Raw genomic sequence first — 16,093 nt, forward strand, 5'->3', positions numbered from 1 at the left:
AAGTACGGGCTGCGCTCCGACCGGCACCCAAGGGGACCGTGACGGCAGCCGCCCACGGCCACCGCCAATCCGCACCATGACACGGCAGGTGACCAAAACTTTGAATTCCGGGGAGGCGGACTAGCGATGGACGAGGCCAAGCTCCAGGCGACGATGCGGCGCTTCGAGGAACAGGCAGCCCGAGCTTCGGCGCTCAAGGAGGGCATCGCGCAGCTCAAGGGCAGCGCGCGCAACGGCGACGGCTCGGTGACGGTCACCGTCGCCCCCTCGGGTGCGGTTCTCGGCCTGCAGCTGGGGCCCGCGGCGATGAAGATGTCGCACGTCCAGCTCACGCAGGAGATCCTCGGCACCATCCGGCAGGCCACGCTGCAGGCCGCGGCCGCGATGGAGCAGCTCGTGCGCCCGGCCGTCGGCGAGGCCCAGTTCTCCCAGTTCCAGGAGGCGTTCCGGGCGCACACGCCGGACCTGCCGCCGGTGGGCCCCTCGGCTCCGCCGAACCCGGCGTCGCTGCCCGCGCCGCCGCCGCCCGGCACCTCCCGGGCCGATTTCTCCGCACCCCCGCCCGCTCGGAACCCACGGCCGCCGCGTCCCGTCGAAGACGGAGACGACGACGATTTCTCGACGGGTTCGATCTTCGGGGGTAACCGATGACCATGATCATCAGCGGCGAGGCGCTCGCGGCCTACAGCTTGGGCTCGGAGGCCACCGGCGAGCACTTCGGCGCGCTCTCCAGCGTGTTCGAGCAGGCACGGGTGTCCGACGACTGCTTCGGTCCGCTGGGCGAGTTCCTCGCGTTCGCGTACTTCAACAACGTCGAGGAATGCCAGCAGCTCGCCACCCAGGCGAAGACGTACATGTCGGCGGTGTCGGCGGCGGTCACCGACACCGCGAAGAACTACAGCGGCACCGACACCGGGGAGGCCGGGACCTACGGCCAGCTGTCCGGTTCGCTCGACGGCCCGGGCGGCATCGGCTCGGTCAACGCGGGCGACGGCAATTCGGAGGGCTACCTCGAGCAGCACGCCGGCTACGGCAGCTCCTGGGTGAAGGCAAGTTCGGACCTCGCCGACGCGGGCACACCGCCGGAGATCGCCATCGCCACGGTGAACGCGCGCATGCAGCAGCTTGAGGCCGTCACCAGCCCCGGGCAGGCGTTCTTCGACAACGGCCTCGGCTTCCTCATCGGCCTGGTGATCAGCCCGCTCGTCGAGTTCGTGCTCGAACCGGCGATCGGCGACCCCGCGCAGATGCGCAGCACGGGTGAGGGCTGGGAGAAGATCGCCCAGTGGGTCGAGGGCGCCGGCGAGCACGAGAAGCAGCGCTCCGACGCCACCCAGCCGGTCTGGGAGGGCGAGGCGGGCGACGCGTTCCGCGCCGAGATGGCCGAGTTCGCCGAGGGCGCCAAGGCCATGGCCTCGGACATCCGGGGTCTCAGGGAGAACCTGAACCTCGCGGCTGACCTGTTCGACCTGTTCGTCGAGACCGTCATCGACATCATCCAGGAACTCGTGATCGGCCTGATCATCGAGTGGATCGCCGCGCTGGCGGCGTCCTGGATCACCGCGGGCGCCTCCGTGGCCGCGGCGACCGGGCTGACCTCCGCCCAGGTCGCGATCACGGGCACCCGGCTGGGCACCAAGGTCGCCAACCTGCTGCACAAGCTCAAGCCGATCTTCAAACACCTTGAGGATCTGCTCCAGCAACTCCGTTCCGGGCGACTTCGGGGCTTGGTCGACCGTGCCAATGGCCTCGCGAACACTCGTGGAGTGGGCGGGATGATCGGCAGGCAGATGGATCGGCGAAACCCGGTCTTGGGCGCTCTTCGCAACCACACGGACTCCAACATTGTCGATGGCGCGGAAGCAGGTCTGCGGACCAAGTCGGGCCATAGGTTCTTCGGCGCGGACGCCGAAGGTGAGCAGGCATTGGCACAACGAGGGGTCCAAGCCGGCCTCGGCGTGCTAGGGCTCGGCGGCACGACGAACACCGGCACCGCGGTCACCCGCGGGTTGATGGAAAACGTGCCCGGCGCGGCCGTCGAGTACGGCGTCGAGCAAGGCTATGCCCAGGCGACCGATCCCTCCACAGAAGAGGAGCGCCGTGCAGACACCCAGCGGGGCTTCACCCTTGATGAGTAAGTGATGCAACCCAACGTGTTGCAGCCGGGGATCAGGGCCCGGCGGCTGCTCGCGCCGGGCGAGGAGTTGCTCTGGGCAATCACCACCGGCCGACAAGAGTTTGACGTCCCAGGGCTTAATCCGGACGGCACGCCCAAGCCGGGCATGCTCTCCCGCGCGGCACTGGGAGCCGTCAGTGTCGTCGGCGAAGTGGTGTTCGCATCAGACGGGAACGACGCGACGGGGCGAGCGACGCCGCCGACCGTTGTCTACATCGGGAAGTCGACGAGTGAATCCGCTGTGCGGCACGGGTTCCAGTTCCGTGAACCCTCGATGTGGGCGCTGACGACTGGGCGGCTGCTTCGGGCGATCGCGGTCAAGAAACCCGAGCCGGAGCCCGAGCCGAAGAAGAAGGGCTTCTTTCGCGGCGTGGCCGAAGTCGGGAAGCTCGTGGCGGACGTTGTCAGCTCCCCTTTGACCAATGCGGGCATGGAGACTGTCGGCCCCAGCGAGCAAACGATCATCGCCGAGTTTCCGCGCACCCAGATCCGCGGCATCACGCTCGCGGAGCGCAAAACGTCGATGGGGCGGCAGCCAGCGCTGCGGATCGAACTGGTCGACGGGTCGGCCATCGACTTCCTTCCGTCCGGCACTGCCAAGGCCCAGTTCGAGCGGATGCTCGCCCTCTCCCACGGAGCCCCTGAGTGACCCCGGTTTTGGATAGTGACGAGACCGTCCTGCATCTGCTGATGTGCGAGAACCTCGCGGTGGGAACCCGCATCGCAGGCACGGTCCAGGTGCCCCGACAAGCCCGGCCGGACGCCCCGAAGCTGGTCTTCGACGACCCGAAGTGGCCGCTTCCGGCCCAGGTGATCGCCCGAGGCGAGTTCGTGGGCAACGACTGGGCGGACGACCCGGCGATCGGCATGTGGGCCGACGCGGGCCACCCAGGCCAGGACGCACCCCAGATGGCGGAGCAGGCCGCTTCGGGGCTTGGCGTCGTCGCGATCCTCGCGACCCACAAACGAGTCACCGTCAGCTTCCCGAGGAAGTTGCTCGCCGACCAGCCCCAGGCACCGGATGAGGATCGCGGTGGCCTTCTCGGACGCGCCTACGACTATGTGGTGTCCACGAAGACCGGGTGGGACCCGGAAGACCCGGTCCACGTCCAGCACAGCGTGCCCGCCGCGCGGGTCGCTGGGATCGGGCCGGTGCTGCTGGGCCGCTCGATCCCCGCGCCGACCTTCGTCCGGGTCGCGTTCACCGACGGCTCGCTGCTGTTCGTCCGCGAAGACCGCTTCGATCGAGGGGCCGTGCTGGCGAAGGAGATGAACCGACGCTGACTTCCGCTCGTAGCTGATCCGCTACCAGTGAACCCGGCTTGCCCACCGAGGCATGCGGTGATCAGGTGGGACCCATGAGCGATTCCCAGCGCACCCTCATCCTCCACCTCGCCACCGGCAACGAGGTCGTCTTCACCCTCTCCCCCAAGAGCGCCAAGAGCCTCAAGCCCCGACTCCCGGTCCTGATGGCGTCGGCGGGCGTGGACACCCTCGAACTCGACGACGGCAACACAGTCGCGGTGAACTTCGGGCACGTCGTCTCCGCACACCTCGACGAACTGCCGTCGCACGTCCGCGTCTACGGCAGCCCCAACCGAAAGGGCAGCGGCTTCGGCGTCTGATCAGTGCCGGAAGACTCAGTGCCGGAAGACGACGGTCCGCAGCATCACGAAGTTGATCGTCGTCCCGACCGCCTGAGCGACAACCCAGGCGAGGGCGTACTCCCACCGCATCTCGGGTAGCAGCTCAAGCATCAGCGCGTTGGTGCCGACGTTGACGAAGAACGTCACGGTGTAGAGCAGGGCGAACCCACCCGCCTGGCTCGCGCCGCGGTCGGACGCGCCGGCGAAGGTGAACCGCTTGTTGAGGAAGTAGGCGGTGGTGGTGCCCGCGATGAAGCTCAGCGCCTTGGCCAGGTGCACCCAGGTGCCCGCCTGCAGCAGCAGCCAGTAGGCGCCGGAGTCGACCAGGGCGCAGAACCCGCCGACCATGACGAAGCGCGTGAGCTGTCTCACCAGCCCGGGGCGCTCGGAGTCGTTCCTGACCTCGGCCACCCGGCCAGTCTAGGGACGCCGCTACCCTGGCTTGGGTGGAGGCTGTTTCAAACGCAGGACCGCAGTTCGAGACCCGCGCGCTGACCGGCTGGGGCCGGACCGCGCCGTCGGTCGCCAGGGTCGCCTATCCGACGACCGAAGAGCAGGTCATCGCGGCGGTGGGGCAGGCGACCGAGCGCGGGGTCATCGCGCGCGGGCTGGGCCGGTCCTACGGCGACCCGGCGCAGAACGCGGGCGGCATCGTCGTCGACATGAACGGCCTGGACCGGATCCACTCCATCGACGCCGACAGCGGTTTGGCCGTGCTCGACGCCGGGGTGAACCTCGACCAGCTGATGCGGGCCGCGCTGCCGTTCGGGCTCTGGGTGCCGGTGCTGCCCGGGACCCGGCAGGTCACGATCGGCGGGGCCATCGGGTCCGACATCCACGGCAAGAACCACCACACCGCGGGCAGCTTCGGCAACCACGTGCGGTCGATGGACCTGCTCACCGCCGACGGCCGGGTGCGCTCGATCACCCCGGACGGGCCGGAGTCGGAGCTGTTCTGGGCGACCGTGGGCGGCATGGGCCTGACCGGGATCATCCTGCGGGCGACGGTGGCGCTCAAGCACGTCGAGAGCGCGTACTTCGTCGTCGACACCGACCGAACGTCCACTTTGGACGAGACGCTGTCGCTGTTCGCCGACGGGTCCGACGAGAACTACGACTACTCGATGGCCTGGTTCGACTCCATCTCCACCGGCGACAAGCTCGGCCGCGCGGTGTTCTCCCGCGGCTCACTGGCCACAGTGGACCAACTGCCGAAGAAGCTGCGGGCGCACCCGCTGAAGTTCGACGCGCCGCAGCTGCTGACCCTGCCGAACGTGTTTCCCAACGGGCTGGCCAACAAACTGACGTTCCGGGCGCTCGGCGAGGCCTGGTACCGCAAGGCGCCGAAGCAGGCCCGCGGCCAGATCCAGAACCTGACGGCGTTCTACCACCCGCTCGACCTGTTCGGCGAGTGGAACCGGGCCTACGGGCCGAACGGGTTCCTGCAGTACCAGTTCATCATCCCGTTCGAGGCCGACGCCGATCTGCGCCGGATCGTGCGGCGCATCGCCGAGTCCGGGCACGTGTCGTTCCTCAACGTGCTCAAGCGGATGGGCGAGGGCAACGCGGCGCCGCTGTCGTTCCCGCGGCCAGGCTGGACCATCACCGTCGACTTCCCCATCACACCGGGACTTCCGGCGTTCTGCGTCGAACTCGACGAACTCGTGCTCGGCGTCGGCGGGCGCCTGTACCTGGCGAAGGAATCGCGAACCGCGCCGGAGACCTTCCACCGCATGTACCCGCGGCTCGACGAGTGGCGCAAGGTGCGCCAGAGCGTCGACCCGGACGGCCTTTTCATCTCCGACCAGGCGCGCAGGCTCGAACTCTGACGAACACCCAACTAGAAGGTCACTGATGGACACAGCATCAACGCAGTCGACGCTTTGAACTCGACGCAACGATCAGCGAAGGTTCGAACTTTGATCAACGCAGTAGGCATCCCCCAGTCCCTGCTCCTGCTCGGCGGCACCTCGGAGATCGGCTTGGCCGTCGCGGAGAACTACGCCCGCCAGGCCCCGCTGACGGTCATCCTCGCGGCCCGCCCGTCCGAGCGGCTCGACGCCGCCGCCGAGAAGCTGCGCGGGCTCGGCGCGACGGTCCGCACGATCGCGTTCGACGCCAAGGACCTCGACTCGCACCCCGCGGTCGTCGAGCAGGCCTTCGCCGACGGTGACGTCGATGTCACCGTCATCGCCTTCGGTCTGCTCGGCGACCCGGAGCAGGCCTGGCAGGACCACGCCGCCGGGGTCGAACTGGCCCAGGTCAACTACACCGCGCCGGTGTCACTGGGCATCGCACTCGCCGAGCGGCTGCGCAAGCAGGGCCACGGCTCGATCGTCGCACTGTCCTCTGTGGCCGGTGAGCGGGTGCGCCGGTCCAACTTCGTCTACGGCTCGACGAAGGCGGGCTTCGACGGCTTCTACCTCGGCCTGGGCGAGGCGCTGCGTCCCGACGGCATCCACGTGACGGTGGTGCGCCCCGGTTTCGTCCACACCAAGATGACCGAGGGCCTCAAGGCCGCCCCCATGGCCACCACCCCGGACAAGGTCGCCGAGATCGTCGTCGACGCCGTCCGCAGGCGCCGCGACCTGGTGTGGGCTCCGGGCCAGTGGCGCGCGGTGATGTCGGTGCTGCGGCACATCCCGCGGCCGATCTTCCGGAAGCTGCCCATCTGAGCGCGCCGGGTTCCGGCTGGTGAAGTGACACCCACCAACTGGCCGGAACGGGCCCCGAGTGTGCCAAAATCGGTCCAATAGGGTTTGAGCACACTGGGGGAACTTGTGCGCATCCTGGTGTTGGGCCCGGTCGAGATCCGGGCAGGCGACACACCTGTCACGCTGGGCGGTCCGAAGCCCAAGGCGCTGCTGTCCGCGCTGCTGCTGCAGGCACGGCAAGTCGTGCCCATCGAGCGGCTGATCGACCTGATCTGGGACAACGACCCGCCGCAGTCGGCGACCGCGCTGGTGCACACCTACGTCTCGCTTCTCCGCCGCGGTTTCGCCGCCGCCGACCGCAAGTCGGTCCTGGCCACGCGCGCGCCCGGCTACCTGCTCGACGTCGGGGCAGGCGACAGCGACATCGAGGACTTCGGTGCGCACATGGGCGCGGCGCGGCAGGCTGAGCGCGGCGGGGACCACGAGACGGCGGCGCGGGAGTTCGCGGCGGCCGTCGGTGTGTGGCGTGGGGCGCCGTTCGGTGGGGTCGATTCCGGGTTCGCACGGTCGCACGGTGACCGGCTCGTCCAGGAGCGGCTCGACGCCGAGGAGGGGCTGGCCCGGTGCAAGCTCGTGGCGGGCCGCGCCGACGAGGTCGCCGACCAGCTGCGCAGGCTGGTCGCCAGCCACCCGCTGCGCGAGGAGTCGCGTGGGCTGCTGATGCGGTCGCTGTTCGAGAGCGGCCGCCAAGCCGACGCGCTGGAGGTCTACCGGGAAGGCCGGACGCACCTGCTCGACGAGTTGGGGCTCGAACCCGGCGAGAAGCTGCGTGAGCTGCAGAGTTCCATCCTCGACGGCACCCTGCGGCCGCTGGCCACGACACCGCGGGCGCCCGTCGCCGCGCGCGTGGTGCCCGTCCCGCGGCCGAGCGAGTCAGCCGTCCCGCGGCTGCTGCCGCCCGACATCGGCGACTTCACCGGCCGCGACGAGCCGCTGGCGACCGTGCTGCGCTTCGGGCAGCCCGACAGCGCCCGCACGGCCGTGCCGACCGTGGTGATCTCCGGGTTCGGCGGCGCCGGGAAGTCGGCGCTGGCCATCCACGCCGCGCACCTGCTGCGCACCCACTACCCCGACGGGCAGCTGTTCGCCGACCTGCGTGGCTCCGACCGCGACCTCGGCGCGTTCGAGGTGCTGGGGCGGTTCCTCGGCTGTTTCGGAGTCGCCGGGGCCGATCTGCCCGCGACCCTCGACGACCGGGTCGAGCTGTACCGGCGCACGGTGTCGGGCCGCAAGCTCGTGATCGTCCTGGACAACGCCCGCGAGGAACAGCAGGTCCGGCCGCTGCTGCCGGGCGACGCGAGCTGCCTGGTGATCATCACCAGTCGGTCGCGGCTCACCGGTCTGCAGGGCATCGAGCCGGTCGAACTCGACTTCTTCGACACCGCCGCCGGGGTCGAGATGCTCGGCAACATCATCGGCGCCGAGCGGGTCGAGTCCCAGCGCGTCGAGGCCGAGCGGATCGCCGACCTGTGCGGCGGCATCCCGCTGGCCATCCGGGCGGCGGCGGCGAAGCTGCTCGCCCGGCCGCACTGGCCGCTCAAGTCGCTGGCGTCGCGGCTGTCCGACGAGCACCGCAGGCTCGACGAACTGGCCATCGGCGACCTGGCGATCCGGTCGAGCCTGCGGCTCAACTACACCGAGCTCGACGACGTCCAGCGCCGCGCGTTCCACCTACTGTGCCTGCTCGACCTGCCCGACTTCGGCTGGTGGCTGGCCGCGCCGCTGCTCGACGTCTCGCTGGAGGACGCCGAGGACATCGTCGAGCAACTCGTCGAGCTGCGGCTGCTCGACGTCGCGGGCGTCGACGCCATCGGCCGGGTCCGCTACCGCTTCCACGACCTGGTGCAGCTCTTCGGCGCCGAGCACGCGGTCGGCGACGAGCCGTCGGACCTCATCGCCGCCGCGGTGTCGCGCACCCTGGCCACCTGGATGGCGCTGGTCGAGGCCGGGTCGCGCAAGCTGCCGCGGGTCACCCTGGGTCTGCGCCCGGCGCTGACGTCGAACGTCGACGTCGATCCCCGGCTGATCGAGGAGACCGAGGCCGACCCCACCAACTGGCTCAAGTCGGAGACGGCCGCGGTGGTGCGCGCCGTCGAACGCGCCCACGACCTCGGCATCGACGGCATGACGACGCTGCTGATCACGTCGCTGCTGTCCTCGCCGTTCGCCGCGCGCAACGAGTTCGACGGCTGGCAGCGCACGCACGAGGTCGCCCTGCGCGCCGCGCGCTGCAACAACGACCGGCAGGCCGAAGCCGTCGTGCTGGCCGGTCTCGGGCAGCTCTACTACGAGAAGGACGACTTCCCCACCGCGCTCGACCACTTCCAGCAGGCCCTCGGCCACGCCGAGACAATCGGCGACGACATCACCCGGGCCGTCGCCCTGGTCGGCATCGGAACCGTGCGCCGCGACCTTGCCCAGTTCGCCGACGCGCAGCGCGACCTGGCGGCCGCCGCCGAGTCGGCCGAGGCGAACGGGGACGATCCGGTTCTCGCTGCCGCCCGCTACGGGTTGGGGGCGATCAGCCGCGACCACGGCGACCTGGACTCCGCGGCGAGCCAGTTCCGCCGCTGCGTCGAGCTGTACCAGAAGATCGACGACCGCCGCGGCGAAGCGCTGGCGCTGCGCGGGCTGAGCCTGTGCCACCGCGCGGTCGGCGAGTACGCCGAAGCCGCGGACCTCAGCGCCGACGCCGCCCGGCTGCTGCTCGAAGCGGGCGACGAACTCGGGGCGATCTACGCCCGGCAGTCGTGGGCCAAGGCGCGGCTGCGTATGGGCGACACCGACGGTGTGGCCGACACGCTGGCCGCGTGCCTGCGGATCTGCACCGCGCAATGCGACCGGTTCGGCGGTGCCTTGATAACCCGCACGGTCGGCGAGCTGCACCTCGCCCTTGGCGAGTTGCCCCGCGCCCGGGAGGCGCTGCTCGACGCGCTCGCCAAGTGGTCGGAGCTTGAGCTGCCGCTCTGGCAGGCCCGGACCCTGCGCGACCTGGCGGCCGCCGACCCTGCGCGGGCCGACGAGCACTGGGCGCGCGCCCGCGAGCTGTTCGCCGAGACCGGCGCCCGCGAGTTGGCCGAGATCGCGGACCTCACCCCGGCCGACTGGCGCGACCGGGTCCGGCTCCAGACCCACTTATAGGTTTCCTGTAGGTATCCGGCTCGGCCTCCAGCGGACTTGCAGCCCGGTTGCAGCGGCGTCCGCGACGCTTCTCGTGTCAGGGAAACGAAGACACGAGAGCAGGTCACGACGACATGTCCATCGCGCACCGGGACCTCGCCAACGGCAGGCCGATCCGCCGTAGCGAGATCGTCGAGCGCGCGGAGAGCTGGCTTCGGCCTTCGGTTCCCTACAGCCAAACCAAGTTCCACCAGAACGAGTACGGGATCTACCGCACTGACTGCTCGGGCTATGTCTCGATGGCCTGGGGCCTACCAGGGGTACCGCTGAATCGGCACGGCGGCCTCGACACGACCGGACTCGCCCGGATCAGTTCGCTGATCACCAAGGACGAGTTGGTCGCGGGAGACGTCCTGCTGCGGACCGAGGGCACGAACCTCACCCGGCACGTGACGATCTTCCACGAGTGGGCCACCAGCCAGCGGACCGCGTACTGGGGGTTCGAGCAGTCAGGCGAGACCGGCACCGTACTCCGCCGCATTTTCTTTCCCTACAACCAAAGCGGCGAACTGTATGAGCCGCGCCGCTATTCGCTCATCACGCCGACCGGCCAGCGTGCCGCACCCACGAACCAGGAGATCTAGTCACATGTCGAAGCAGTCCAAGCTCGCCCGCCGGGCGACCGCCGCCGCCATGCTCGCCACCTTCGTCGCCCCGGTCATGTTCGCCGCCACCGCGTCCGCGCAGGCCCCGACCGGCACCCTCGGCGGTTCGGTGTGGTTCGACCGCGACGGTGACGGCACCCGGCAAGACGGCGAACACGGAAGGGCAGGCGCGATCGTCAAGGCGAAGGGCTCGGGGGGTGAGTTCACGGCCCGAACCGACTCGACAGGTGGCTTCGCCTTCCACAGCCTCCCGCTCGGCGCCTACGACATCTCCCACGAGGACAACGCTTTCGCCGCCACCACCGGCACGTCGGTGAACGTCGTGCTGAGCGCGGGCACCGTGGTCTCGCCAATCCACTTCGGACTCCGCGGTGCCACGGTCTGCGGCACGATCTGGCGGGACGCCAACGAGGACGGCCTGCGCCAGGCCGGGGAACCGCGGGTCGCCGATTCGGCGGTCGGTGTCGCGGGGACGAGCAACTACACCAGTTCCGATGCCGACGGAAACTACTGCCTGACCGACATCGCCGCGAACGGACCGGTACTCGGCGCCATCGACCGGTCGATGCACAGCCCGAAGGAAGGCTGGACGGGCGAAGGCGGCGACTCGAAGTTCGGCTTCGCCACCGGGGAGACCCAGCCCCTCGAGTTCGCCCCGGGCGCTACTGTCACCGGGATCGACGCAGGCTACCGCCTGGCCCGGATGGACATGCGGGCCTCGCAGCTCATCCTCGACTACAACGGCCGGACCTACGCCGCCGACCAGACCTGGCTCAGCGCCCCGGTCGCCGTCGGCGAGGAGTTCACCATCTACGGCAGCGCCGTCCCGTACGGCAACGTCGCCGAGCAGCTCCGGGCGAACCTCACGGTCCCGGCCGGCCTGACGATCATCGGCCAGGCAGGCGGCATGCAGTCGCACATTCAGGGGCAGACGGCGTACGGCTACTTCGAAGGCCGCAGGCACCCAGGTGCCGTCGAGTTCGTCGGGGTTCGAGTCCGGGTGGACGCGGCCTTCGACCCGAGCGAGATCCGGGTCGAAGCGGTGCCCGGCGTGTATGGCGACAGCGACACCGGCAACAACGTGGTGACCGCCAGGATCAGCGCGCGGTCCTGACTCGGAAATGGTGATGGGGCGCCCGAGGGGGCGCCCCATCACCATGCGATCAGAGGTAGACCGACAGGGCCAGACACGCGACCCAGGAGGCGCCCAGGACCTGCAGCACGCGGTCCTTGAGGGCGATGTCCTCCGGCTCACCCGCCCCGCCCTGGTCGACGTCGACGGCGTAGCGCAGGACCGCGATGACAAACGGGACGATCGAGATGACCGCCCACACCGAGTGGTTCGGGCTGCGCTCGCGGATCTCGAACGCCCACAGCGAGTACGTGGTGATCATGATCGCGGCCGAGGTGGCCCACACGAACCGCAGGTAGCTCGACGAGTACTTCCGCAGCGACTCGCGGATCTTCGCGCCGGTCTTCTCGAACAGCACGACCTCGGCGTACCGCTTGCCCGCCACCATGAACAGCGAGCCGAACGCCGCCACCAGCAGGAACCACTGGGACAGCGGGATCGCGGCCGCGGCGCCGCCCGCGATGGCCCGCAGCAGGAAGCCGGAGGCCACGATGCAGAGGTCGATCACCGGCTGGTGCTTGAGCCCCAGGCAGTACGCGAGCTGCACCGCGGCGTAGACGGCCAGCACGATCACCAACGGCCAGCCGGCGAGCAGACCCACCGCCAGCGAGGCGACCAGCAAGACGGCGGCGGCGATGTAGGCGAGCCGGACCGGCACGATTCCCGCGGCGATCGGGCGGTTGCGCTTGGTGGGGTGCGCGCGGTCGGCCTCGACGTCGATCGCGTCGTTCACCAGGTAGACCGCCGACGACACCAGGCAGAACGCCACGAACGCCAGCGCGGCGTCGAGCAGGACCGGGCCCTCGAAGATCCGGTTGCCCGCGAACGGCGCCGCCAGGACCAGCACATTCTTGACCCACTGGCGCGGTCGAGCCGTGCGCAGCAGCCCACCGACCAGACCTGGCTTGGCCACCTCCGCCACCGCCTCGCTCACGATCGATTCTTCAGCTTGCGCCGCAGGAGGCCGCCGACCACGGCGCCCAGCACCGACCCGGCGACCACGTCGGTCGGGTAGTGCACGCCCAGGACCAGCCGGGAGACGAGCATCGGCGGCACCAGCACGGGCACCAGTGGCTTGCCGGTCAGCCCCGAGAACAGCACCGCGGCCGCTGTCGTGGAGGTGGCGTGCGACGACGGGAAGCTCAGCTTGCTCGGCGTGCGGACCAGCACCTTGACCGAAGGGTCTTCGGGACGGGGCCGCCGCACGACCCGCTTGACCGCGATCGACGCCGCGTGCGCCGCGACGATCCCGGCCGATGCGGCGAGCCAGTCGCCGCGCCTGCGCTTGTCGAACGCCGCGCCGACCAGGCCGAGCGCGAACCAGCCCGCGCTGTGCTCACCGAAGTGCGACAGCCCGCGCGCCGCCTTCACCACCGCCGGCTTGGCGATGGCACCTTGGACGCGGCTCAGCGCGGCGGTCTCCCGTCCCACGCGCCTAGCCGTCCAGCGAACCGTCGAGCGGGGCGCCCTCGGTCAGGTGGGGGGCGACCTTGTTGTCGAACACCGACAGGGCCGAACCGATCGCCATGTGCATGTCGAGGTACTGGTAGGTGCCCAGTCGGCCGCCGAAGATGAGGTTCTTCTCGGCTGCCTCGGCCTTGGCCAGATCCCGGTAGCGCGCGAGCTTCTCGCGGTCTTCCGGGGTGTTGATCGGGTAGTACGGCTCGTCGCCGGACTCGGCGAAGCGCGAGTACTCGCGGACGATGACCGTCTTGTCCGTCGGGTAGTGGGTGCGCTCCGGGTGGAAGTGCCGGAACTCGTGGATGCGGGTGTAGGGGACCTCTTCGTCGTTGTAGTTCATGACGGAGGTGCCCTGGAAGTCGCCGGTCGGGACGACCTCGGTCTCGAAGTCCAGCGTGCGCCAGCCCAGCTCGCCCGCCGAGTAGTCGAAGTAGCGGTCCAGCGGACCGGTGTAGACCGTGGGGGTTCCGGCGGGGATCTGGTCGCGGATGTCGAAGTAGTCGGTGTTGAGCCGCACGTCGATGTTCTCGTGCTCGGCCATCTTCTCCAGCCACGCGGTGTACCCGTTGACGGGCAGACCCTCGTAGGCGTCGTTGAAGTACCGGTTGTTGAAGTCGTAGCGGACCGGCAGGCGGGTGATGATCGCCGCGCCCAGCTCCTTGGGGTCGGTCTGCCACTGCTTGGCGGTGTAGCCGCGGACGAACGCCTCGTAGAGCGGGCGGCCGATCAGCGAGATCGCCTTCTCCTCGAGGTTCTGCGCGTCCTCGGTCTTGATCTCCGCGGACTGCTCGGCGATCAGCTTCCTGGCCTCGTCCGGGGTGAAGGACTTGCCGAAGAAGCTGTTGATCAGCGCGAGGTTCATCGGGAAGGCATAGACCTGGCCCTGGTAGCGCGCGAACACCCGGTGCTGGTAGCCGGTGAACTCGGTGAACTGGTTGACGTAGTCCCACACTCTCTTGTTCGAGGTGTGGAACAGGTGCGCGCCGTACTTGTGCACCTCGATCCCGGTCTCCGGCTCAGGCTCGGAGTAGGCGTTGCCGCCGAGGTGCGGCCGTCGGTCGATCACGAGGACGCGCTTGCCCAGTTGGGTCGCCGTCCGCTCCGCGATCGTGAGGCCGAAGAATCCGGACCCGACAATGATCAGGTCGTAGCCTGCGTAGCTGCTTGGGGTGTTCGCACCGTCGCTCACGAGGGCCCAGGTTACCTGCGTGTCGTCGACCACTCGCACCGGGACATACGCGGGGCCCCGGCGCCGATCACCCGGCACCGGGGCCCGCGTCCCCTGTGGAACTACCCCTCCGAACTGTCCACCTCGCCAAGAGAGACGCCCGGCTCCCCCGCGTCGTTGCTCGGAGCGCCGGAATTTCGCTCCAGCAGGCTCGCCCGGCCGCCGAGGGTCGGCAGCACCTCGGCCGCGACCTGCTCCAACACGCTCTCGCGGCCCGCGTAGACGCCGTCCGCCCGTGGCCAGTGGGTGACGACGTCGGTGAAGCCGAGTTCCTGGGCGCGGCCGACGTGGTCGCGAAAGGCCTCGACGCTCTCCAGCGAGAACAGCGGCGAGGCGTCCAGGCTGAGGTAGCGGTCGACGGTCCCGCGGTCGCGGCCCCGCTCGGCCAGGATCGCGTCGAACCTCTCGGCGCGCTCGGCGACCCCGCGCCACCAGCCGTCGAGGTCGGCGGCGTCGTGCGGGCCCAGCGTGATCCAGCCCTGGCCGTGCCGCGCGGCGACGGCCATCGCCTTCGGGCCGTCCGCGCCGACCAGGAACGGCACCCGCGGCCGCTGCACGCAGCCGGGGGCGCTGCGCGCCTGGACCGCGGTGTAGTACTCGCCCTGGTAGTCGGTGACTGGCGCGGCCAGGACCGAGTCCATCAGGTCGACGAACTCGCCGAAGCGGGCCGTGACCTGGCGCGGGGTGATCTCCTCCTCGCCCATCACCGTGCGGTCGTAGCCGCCCTTGCCGGTGGCGCCGGAGCCGAGGCCGAGCATGAAGCGGCCGTCGGAGACGTCGTCGAGGGTGAGGACCGCTCTGGCGAAGGACACCGGGTGGCGGAAATGCGGCGACACCACGAGGGTGCCCAGCCGCACCGTCTCGGTGACCATCGCCGCGGCGGTCAGGGTGGCCATGGAGTCGAACCACGGGCCGTCGACCAGCGAGCGCCAGCCCAGGTGGTCGTAGGTCCAGGCGTGGTCGAAGCCGTAGGTCTCGGCGCCGCGCCAACGCGCCTCGGCGGCCCACCAGCGGTACTCGGGGAGGATGACGATGCCTACTCGCACGCCACGAACCTAGCGAACCAGGCCGGTCCGTGTGGCCGACAAGCCGTCGAGCGATCCGGGTCGGTCGTGGAGTATGGGGGCGTGGAGAAACCCAGGCTCATCGCGTCCGACATCGACGGCACCCTGCTTTCCGTGGACGAGCAGGTGACCCCGCGCACCCAGGCGACCATCGACCGGGTGCTGGCGACCGGCACACCGTTCGTGCTGGTCACGGGCCGGCCGCCGCGTTGGATCCCGCCGGTCGCCGAGCCCACGGGCCTCAATGGGTACGCCGTGTGCGCCAACGGCGCGGTGGTCTACGACATCGCGAAGTCGTCGGTGCTGAGCGTGCACGGCCTGGAGCCGATGCTGCTGCATGACGTCGCCCACACCCTCGACGGCGTGCTGCCCGGCATGCGGCTCGCGTCGGAGTGGGCCGACCTCGGCCCCTACGACGGCGGCGTGACCTTCGCCACCGAACCGGGCTTCCGCAACCCGTGGGGCGACGCCGAGCAGAACATGCGCCCGCGGGCGGAACTGCTGGGCAGGCGCTCGACCAAGCTGCTGATCCGGCACGAGAAGATGACCAGCGCCGAGATCGCGATGGTCGCCGGGGAACTGCTCGGCGACGCCGTCGACATCACGTACTCCACCAACCGCGGCCTCATCGAGATCTCCGCGCCCGGCGTCACCAAGGCCCACGGCCTGGCCGAGGTGGCCGGGCGCGTGGGCGTGGCCCAGGAGGCCGTCGTGGCCTTCGGCGACATGCCCAACGACATCGAGATGCTGCGCTGGGCAGGCCACGGCGTGGCCATGGCGAACGCCGACGCGGCCGTCATCGCCGCCGCCGACGAAGTCACCGCTTCCCACACCGAAGACGGCGTAGCCCAAGTCCTAGAACGCTGGTTCTAGTCCGCGCGGTCGGG

Annotated in this window: 16 protein-coding genes; 11 read left to right on the forward strand and 5 right to left on the reverse strand. The window is 69.9% G+C overall.

Annotation, left to right across the window (positions count from 1 at the left end):
• Window positions 1–126: 126 nt before the first annotated feature.
• From ACUZ2Y_RS19120 to ACUZ2Y_RS19140, 5 genes are all read left to right on the forward strand, one after another.
• Window positions 127–651 (forward strand): YbaB/EbfC family nucleoid-associated protein, encoded by a 525-nt coding sequence (locus ACUZ2Y_RS19120; RefSeq protein WP_476320785.1) that lies wholly within the window; start codon window positions 127–129, stop codon window positions 649–651.
• Window positions 648–2,138 (forward strand): WXG100 family type VII secretion target, encoded by a 1,491-nt coding sequence (locus ACUZ2Y_RS19125; RefSeq protein WP_476320787.1) that lies wholly within the window; start codon window positions 648–650, stop codon window positions 2,136–2,138. Before ACUZ2Y_RS19120 ends, ACUZ2Y_RS19125 begins: the two co-directional genes overlap by 4 nt.
• Before the next feature lie 3 nt (window positions 2,139–2,141).
• A complete protein-coding gene (locus tag ACUZ2Y_RS19130) occupies window positions 2,142–2,825 on the forward strand; it encodes a hypothetical protein (RefSeq protein ID WP_476320789.1) in 684 nt (227 codons plus the stop codon).
• Complete coding sequence (locus ACUZ2Y_RS19135) at window positions 2,822–3,460, forward strand: hypothetical protein (RefSeq protein ID WP_476320791.1); 639 nt, start codon at window positions 2,822–2,824, stop codon at window positions 3,458–3,460. Before ACUZ2Y_RS19130 ends, ACUZ2Y_RS19135 begins: the two co-directional genes overlap by 4 nt.
• A 74-nt stretch (window positions 3,461–3,534) precedes the next feature.
• Entirely contained in the window at window positions 3,535–3,801 is a 267-nt protein-coding gene (locus ACUZ2Y_RS19140; protein ID WP_476320793.1) for a hypothetical protein, read from the forward strand.
• Window positions 3,802–3,816: 15 nt separating this feature from the next.
• Here ACUZ2Y_RS19140 and ACUZ2Y_RS19145 read toward each other — a convergent pair whose 3' ends face one another.
• The gene (locus ACUZ2Y_RS19145) at window positions 3,817–4,233 is read right to left on the reverse strand and encodes a GtrA family protein (protein WP_476320795.1); all 417 of its coding nucleotides are present in this window, start codon (window positions 4,231–4,233) and stop codon (window positions 3,817–3,819) included.
• Between the two features lie 35 nt (window positions 4,234–4,268).
• Here ACUZ2Y_RS19145 and ACUZ2Y_RS19150 point away from each other — a divergent pair, with 35 nt between their 5' ends.
• The 5 genes from ACUZ2Y_RS19150 (at window position 4,269) to ACUZ2Y_RS19170 (ending at window position 11,435) form a co-directional block, all read left to right on the forward strand.
• Complete coding sequence (locus tag ACUZ2Y_RS19150; RefSeq protein ID WP_476320797.1) at window positions 4,269–5,651, forward strand: FAD-binding protein; 1,383 nt, start codon at window positions 4,269–4,271, stop codon at window positions 5,649–5,651.
• 90 nt (window positions 5,652–5,741) lie between these two features.
• Window positions 5,742–6,497 (forward strand): decaprenylphospho-beta-D-erythro-pentofuranosid-2-ulose 2-reductase, encoded by a 756-nt coding sequence (locus ACUZ2Y_RS19155; protein ID WP_476320799.1) that lies wholly within the window; start codon window positions 5,742–5,744, stop codon window positions 6,495–6,497.
• A gap of 84 nt (window positions 6,498–6,581) precedes the next feature.
• On the forward strand, window positions 6,582–9,677 hold the full coding sequence (locus ACUZ2Y_RS19160; RefSeq protein ID WP_476320801.1) for an AfsR/SARP family transcriptional regulator: 3,096 nt from the start codon (window positions 6,582–6,584) through the stop codon (window positions 9,675–9,677).
• Window positions 9,678–9,790: 113 nt separating this feature from the next.
• The gene (locus tag ACUZ2Y_RS19165) at window positions 9,791–10,300 is read left to right on the forward strand and encodes an NlpC/P60 family protein (protein WP_476320803.1); all 510 of its coding nucleotides are present in this window, start codon (window positions 9,791–9,793) and stop codon (window positions 10,298–10,300) included.
• A gap of 4 nt (window positions 10,301–10,304) precedes the next feature.
• Window positions 10,305–11,435: an SdrD B-like domain-containing protein gene (locus ACUZ2Y_RS19170; protein WP_476320805.1), complete on the forward strand. Its 1,131-nt coding sequence runs from the start codon at window positions 10,305–10,307 to the stop codon at window positions 11,433–11,435.
• Window positions 11,436–11,484: 49 nt separating this feature from the next.
• Here the strand turns inward: ACUZ2Y_RS19170 and ACUZ2Y_RS19175 are convergent, their stop codons facing one another.
• The 4 genes from ACUZ2Y_RS19175 to ACUZ2Y_RS19190 all read right to left on the reverse strand — a co-directional run bounded on the left by ACUZ2Y_RS19175 (window position 11,485) and on the right by ACUZ2Y_RS19190 (window position 15,188).
• Entirely contained in the window at window positions 11,485–12,390 is a 906-nt protein-coding gene (locus ACUZ2Y_RS19175; protein WP_476331934.1) for a decaprenyl-phosphate phosphoribosyltransferase, read from the reverse strand.
• Window positions 12,384–12,884 carry a phosphatase PAP2 family protein gene (locus tag ACUZ2Y_RS19180; RefSeq protein ID WP_476320807.1) on the reverse strand — a complete coding sequence of 167 codons (501 nt, stop codon included), beginning with the start codon at window positions 12,882–12,884 and terminating at the stop codon, window positions 12,384–12,386. Before ACUZ2Y_RS19180 ends, ACUZ2Y_RS19175 begins: the two co-directional genes overlap by 7 nt.
• A gap of 4 nt (window positions 12,885–12,888) precedes the next feature.
• Window positions 12,889–14,103 carry a UDP-galactopyranose mutase gene (glf, locus tag ACUZ2Y_RS19185; protein WP_476320809.1) on the reverse strand — a complete coding sequence of 405 codons (1,215 nt, stop codon included), beginning with the start codon at window positions 14,101–14,103 and terminating at the stop codon, window positions 12,889–12,891.
• Between the two features lie 101 nt (window positions 14,104–14,204).
• The gene (locus tag ACUZ2Y_RS19190) at window positions 14,205–15,188 is read right to left on the reverse strand and encodes an LLM class flavin-dependent oxidoreductase (protein ID WP_476320811.1); all 984 of its coding nucleotides are present in this window, start codon (window positions 15,186–15,188) and stop codon (window positions 14,205–14,207) included.
• 81 nt (window positions 15,189–15,269) lie between these two features.
• Here ACUZ2Y_RS19190 and ACUZ2Y_RS19195 point away from each other — a divergent pair, with 81 nt between their 5' ends.
• Window positions 15,270–16,079, forward strand: a complete 810-nt coding sequence (locus ACUZ2Y_RS19195) for an HAD family hydrolase (RefSeq protein ID WP_476320813.1) — start codon at window positions 15,270–15,272, stop codon at window positions 16,077–16,079.
• Window positions 16,080–16,093: the final 14 nt, after the last annotated feature.

The organism is Actinokineospora sp. UV203 (assembly GCF_056323665.1).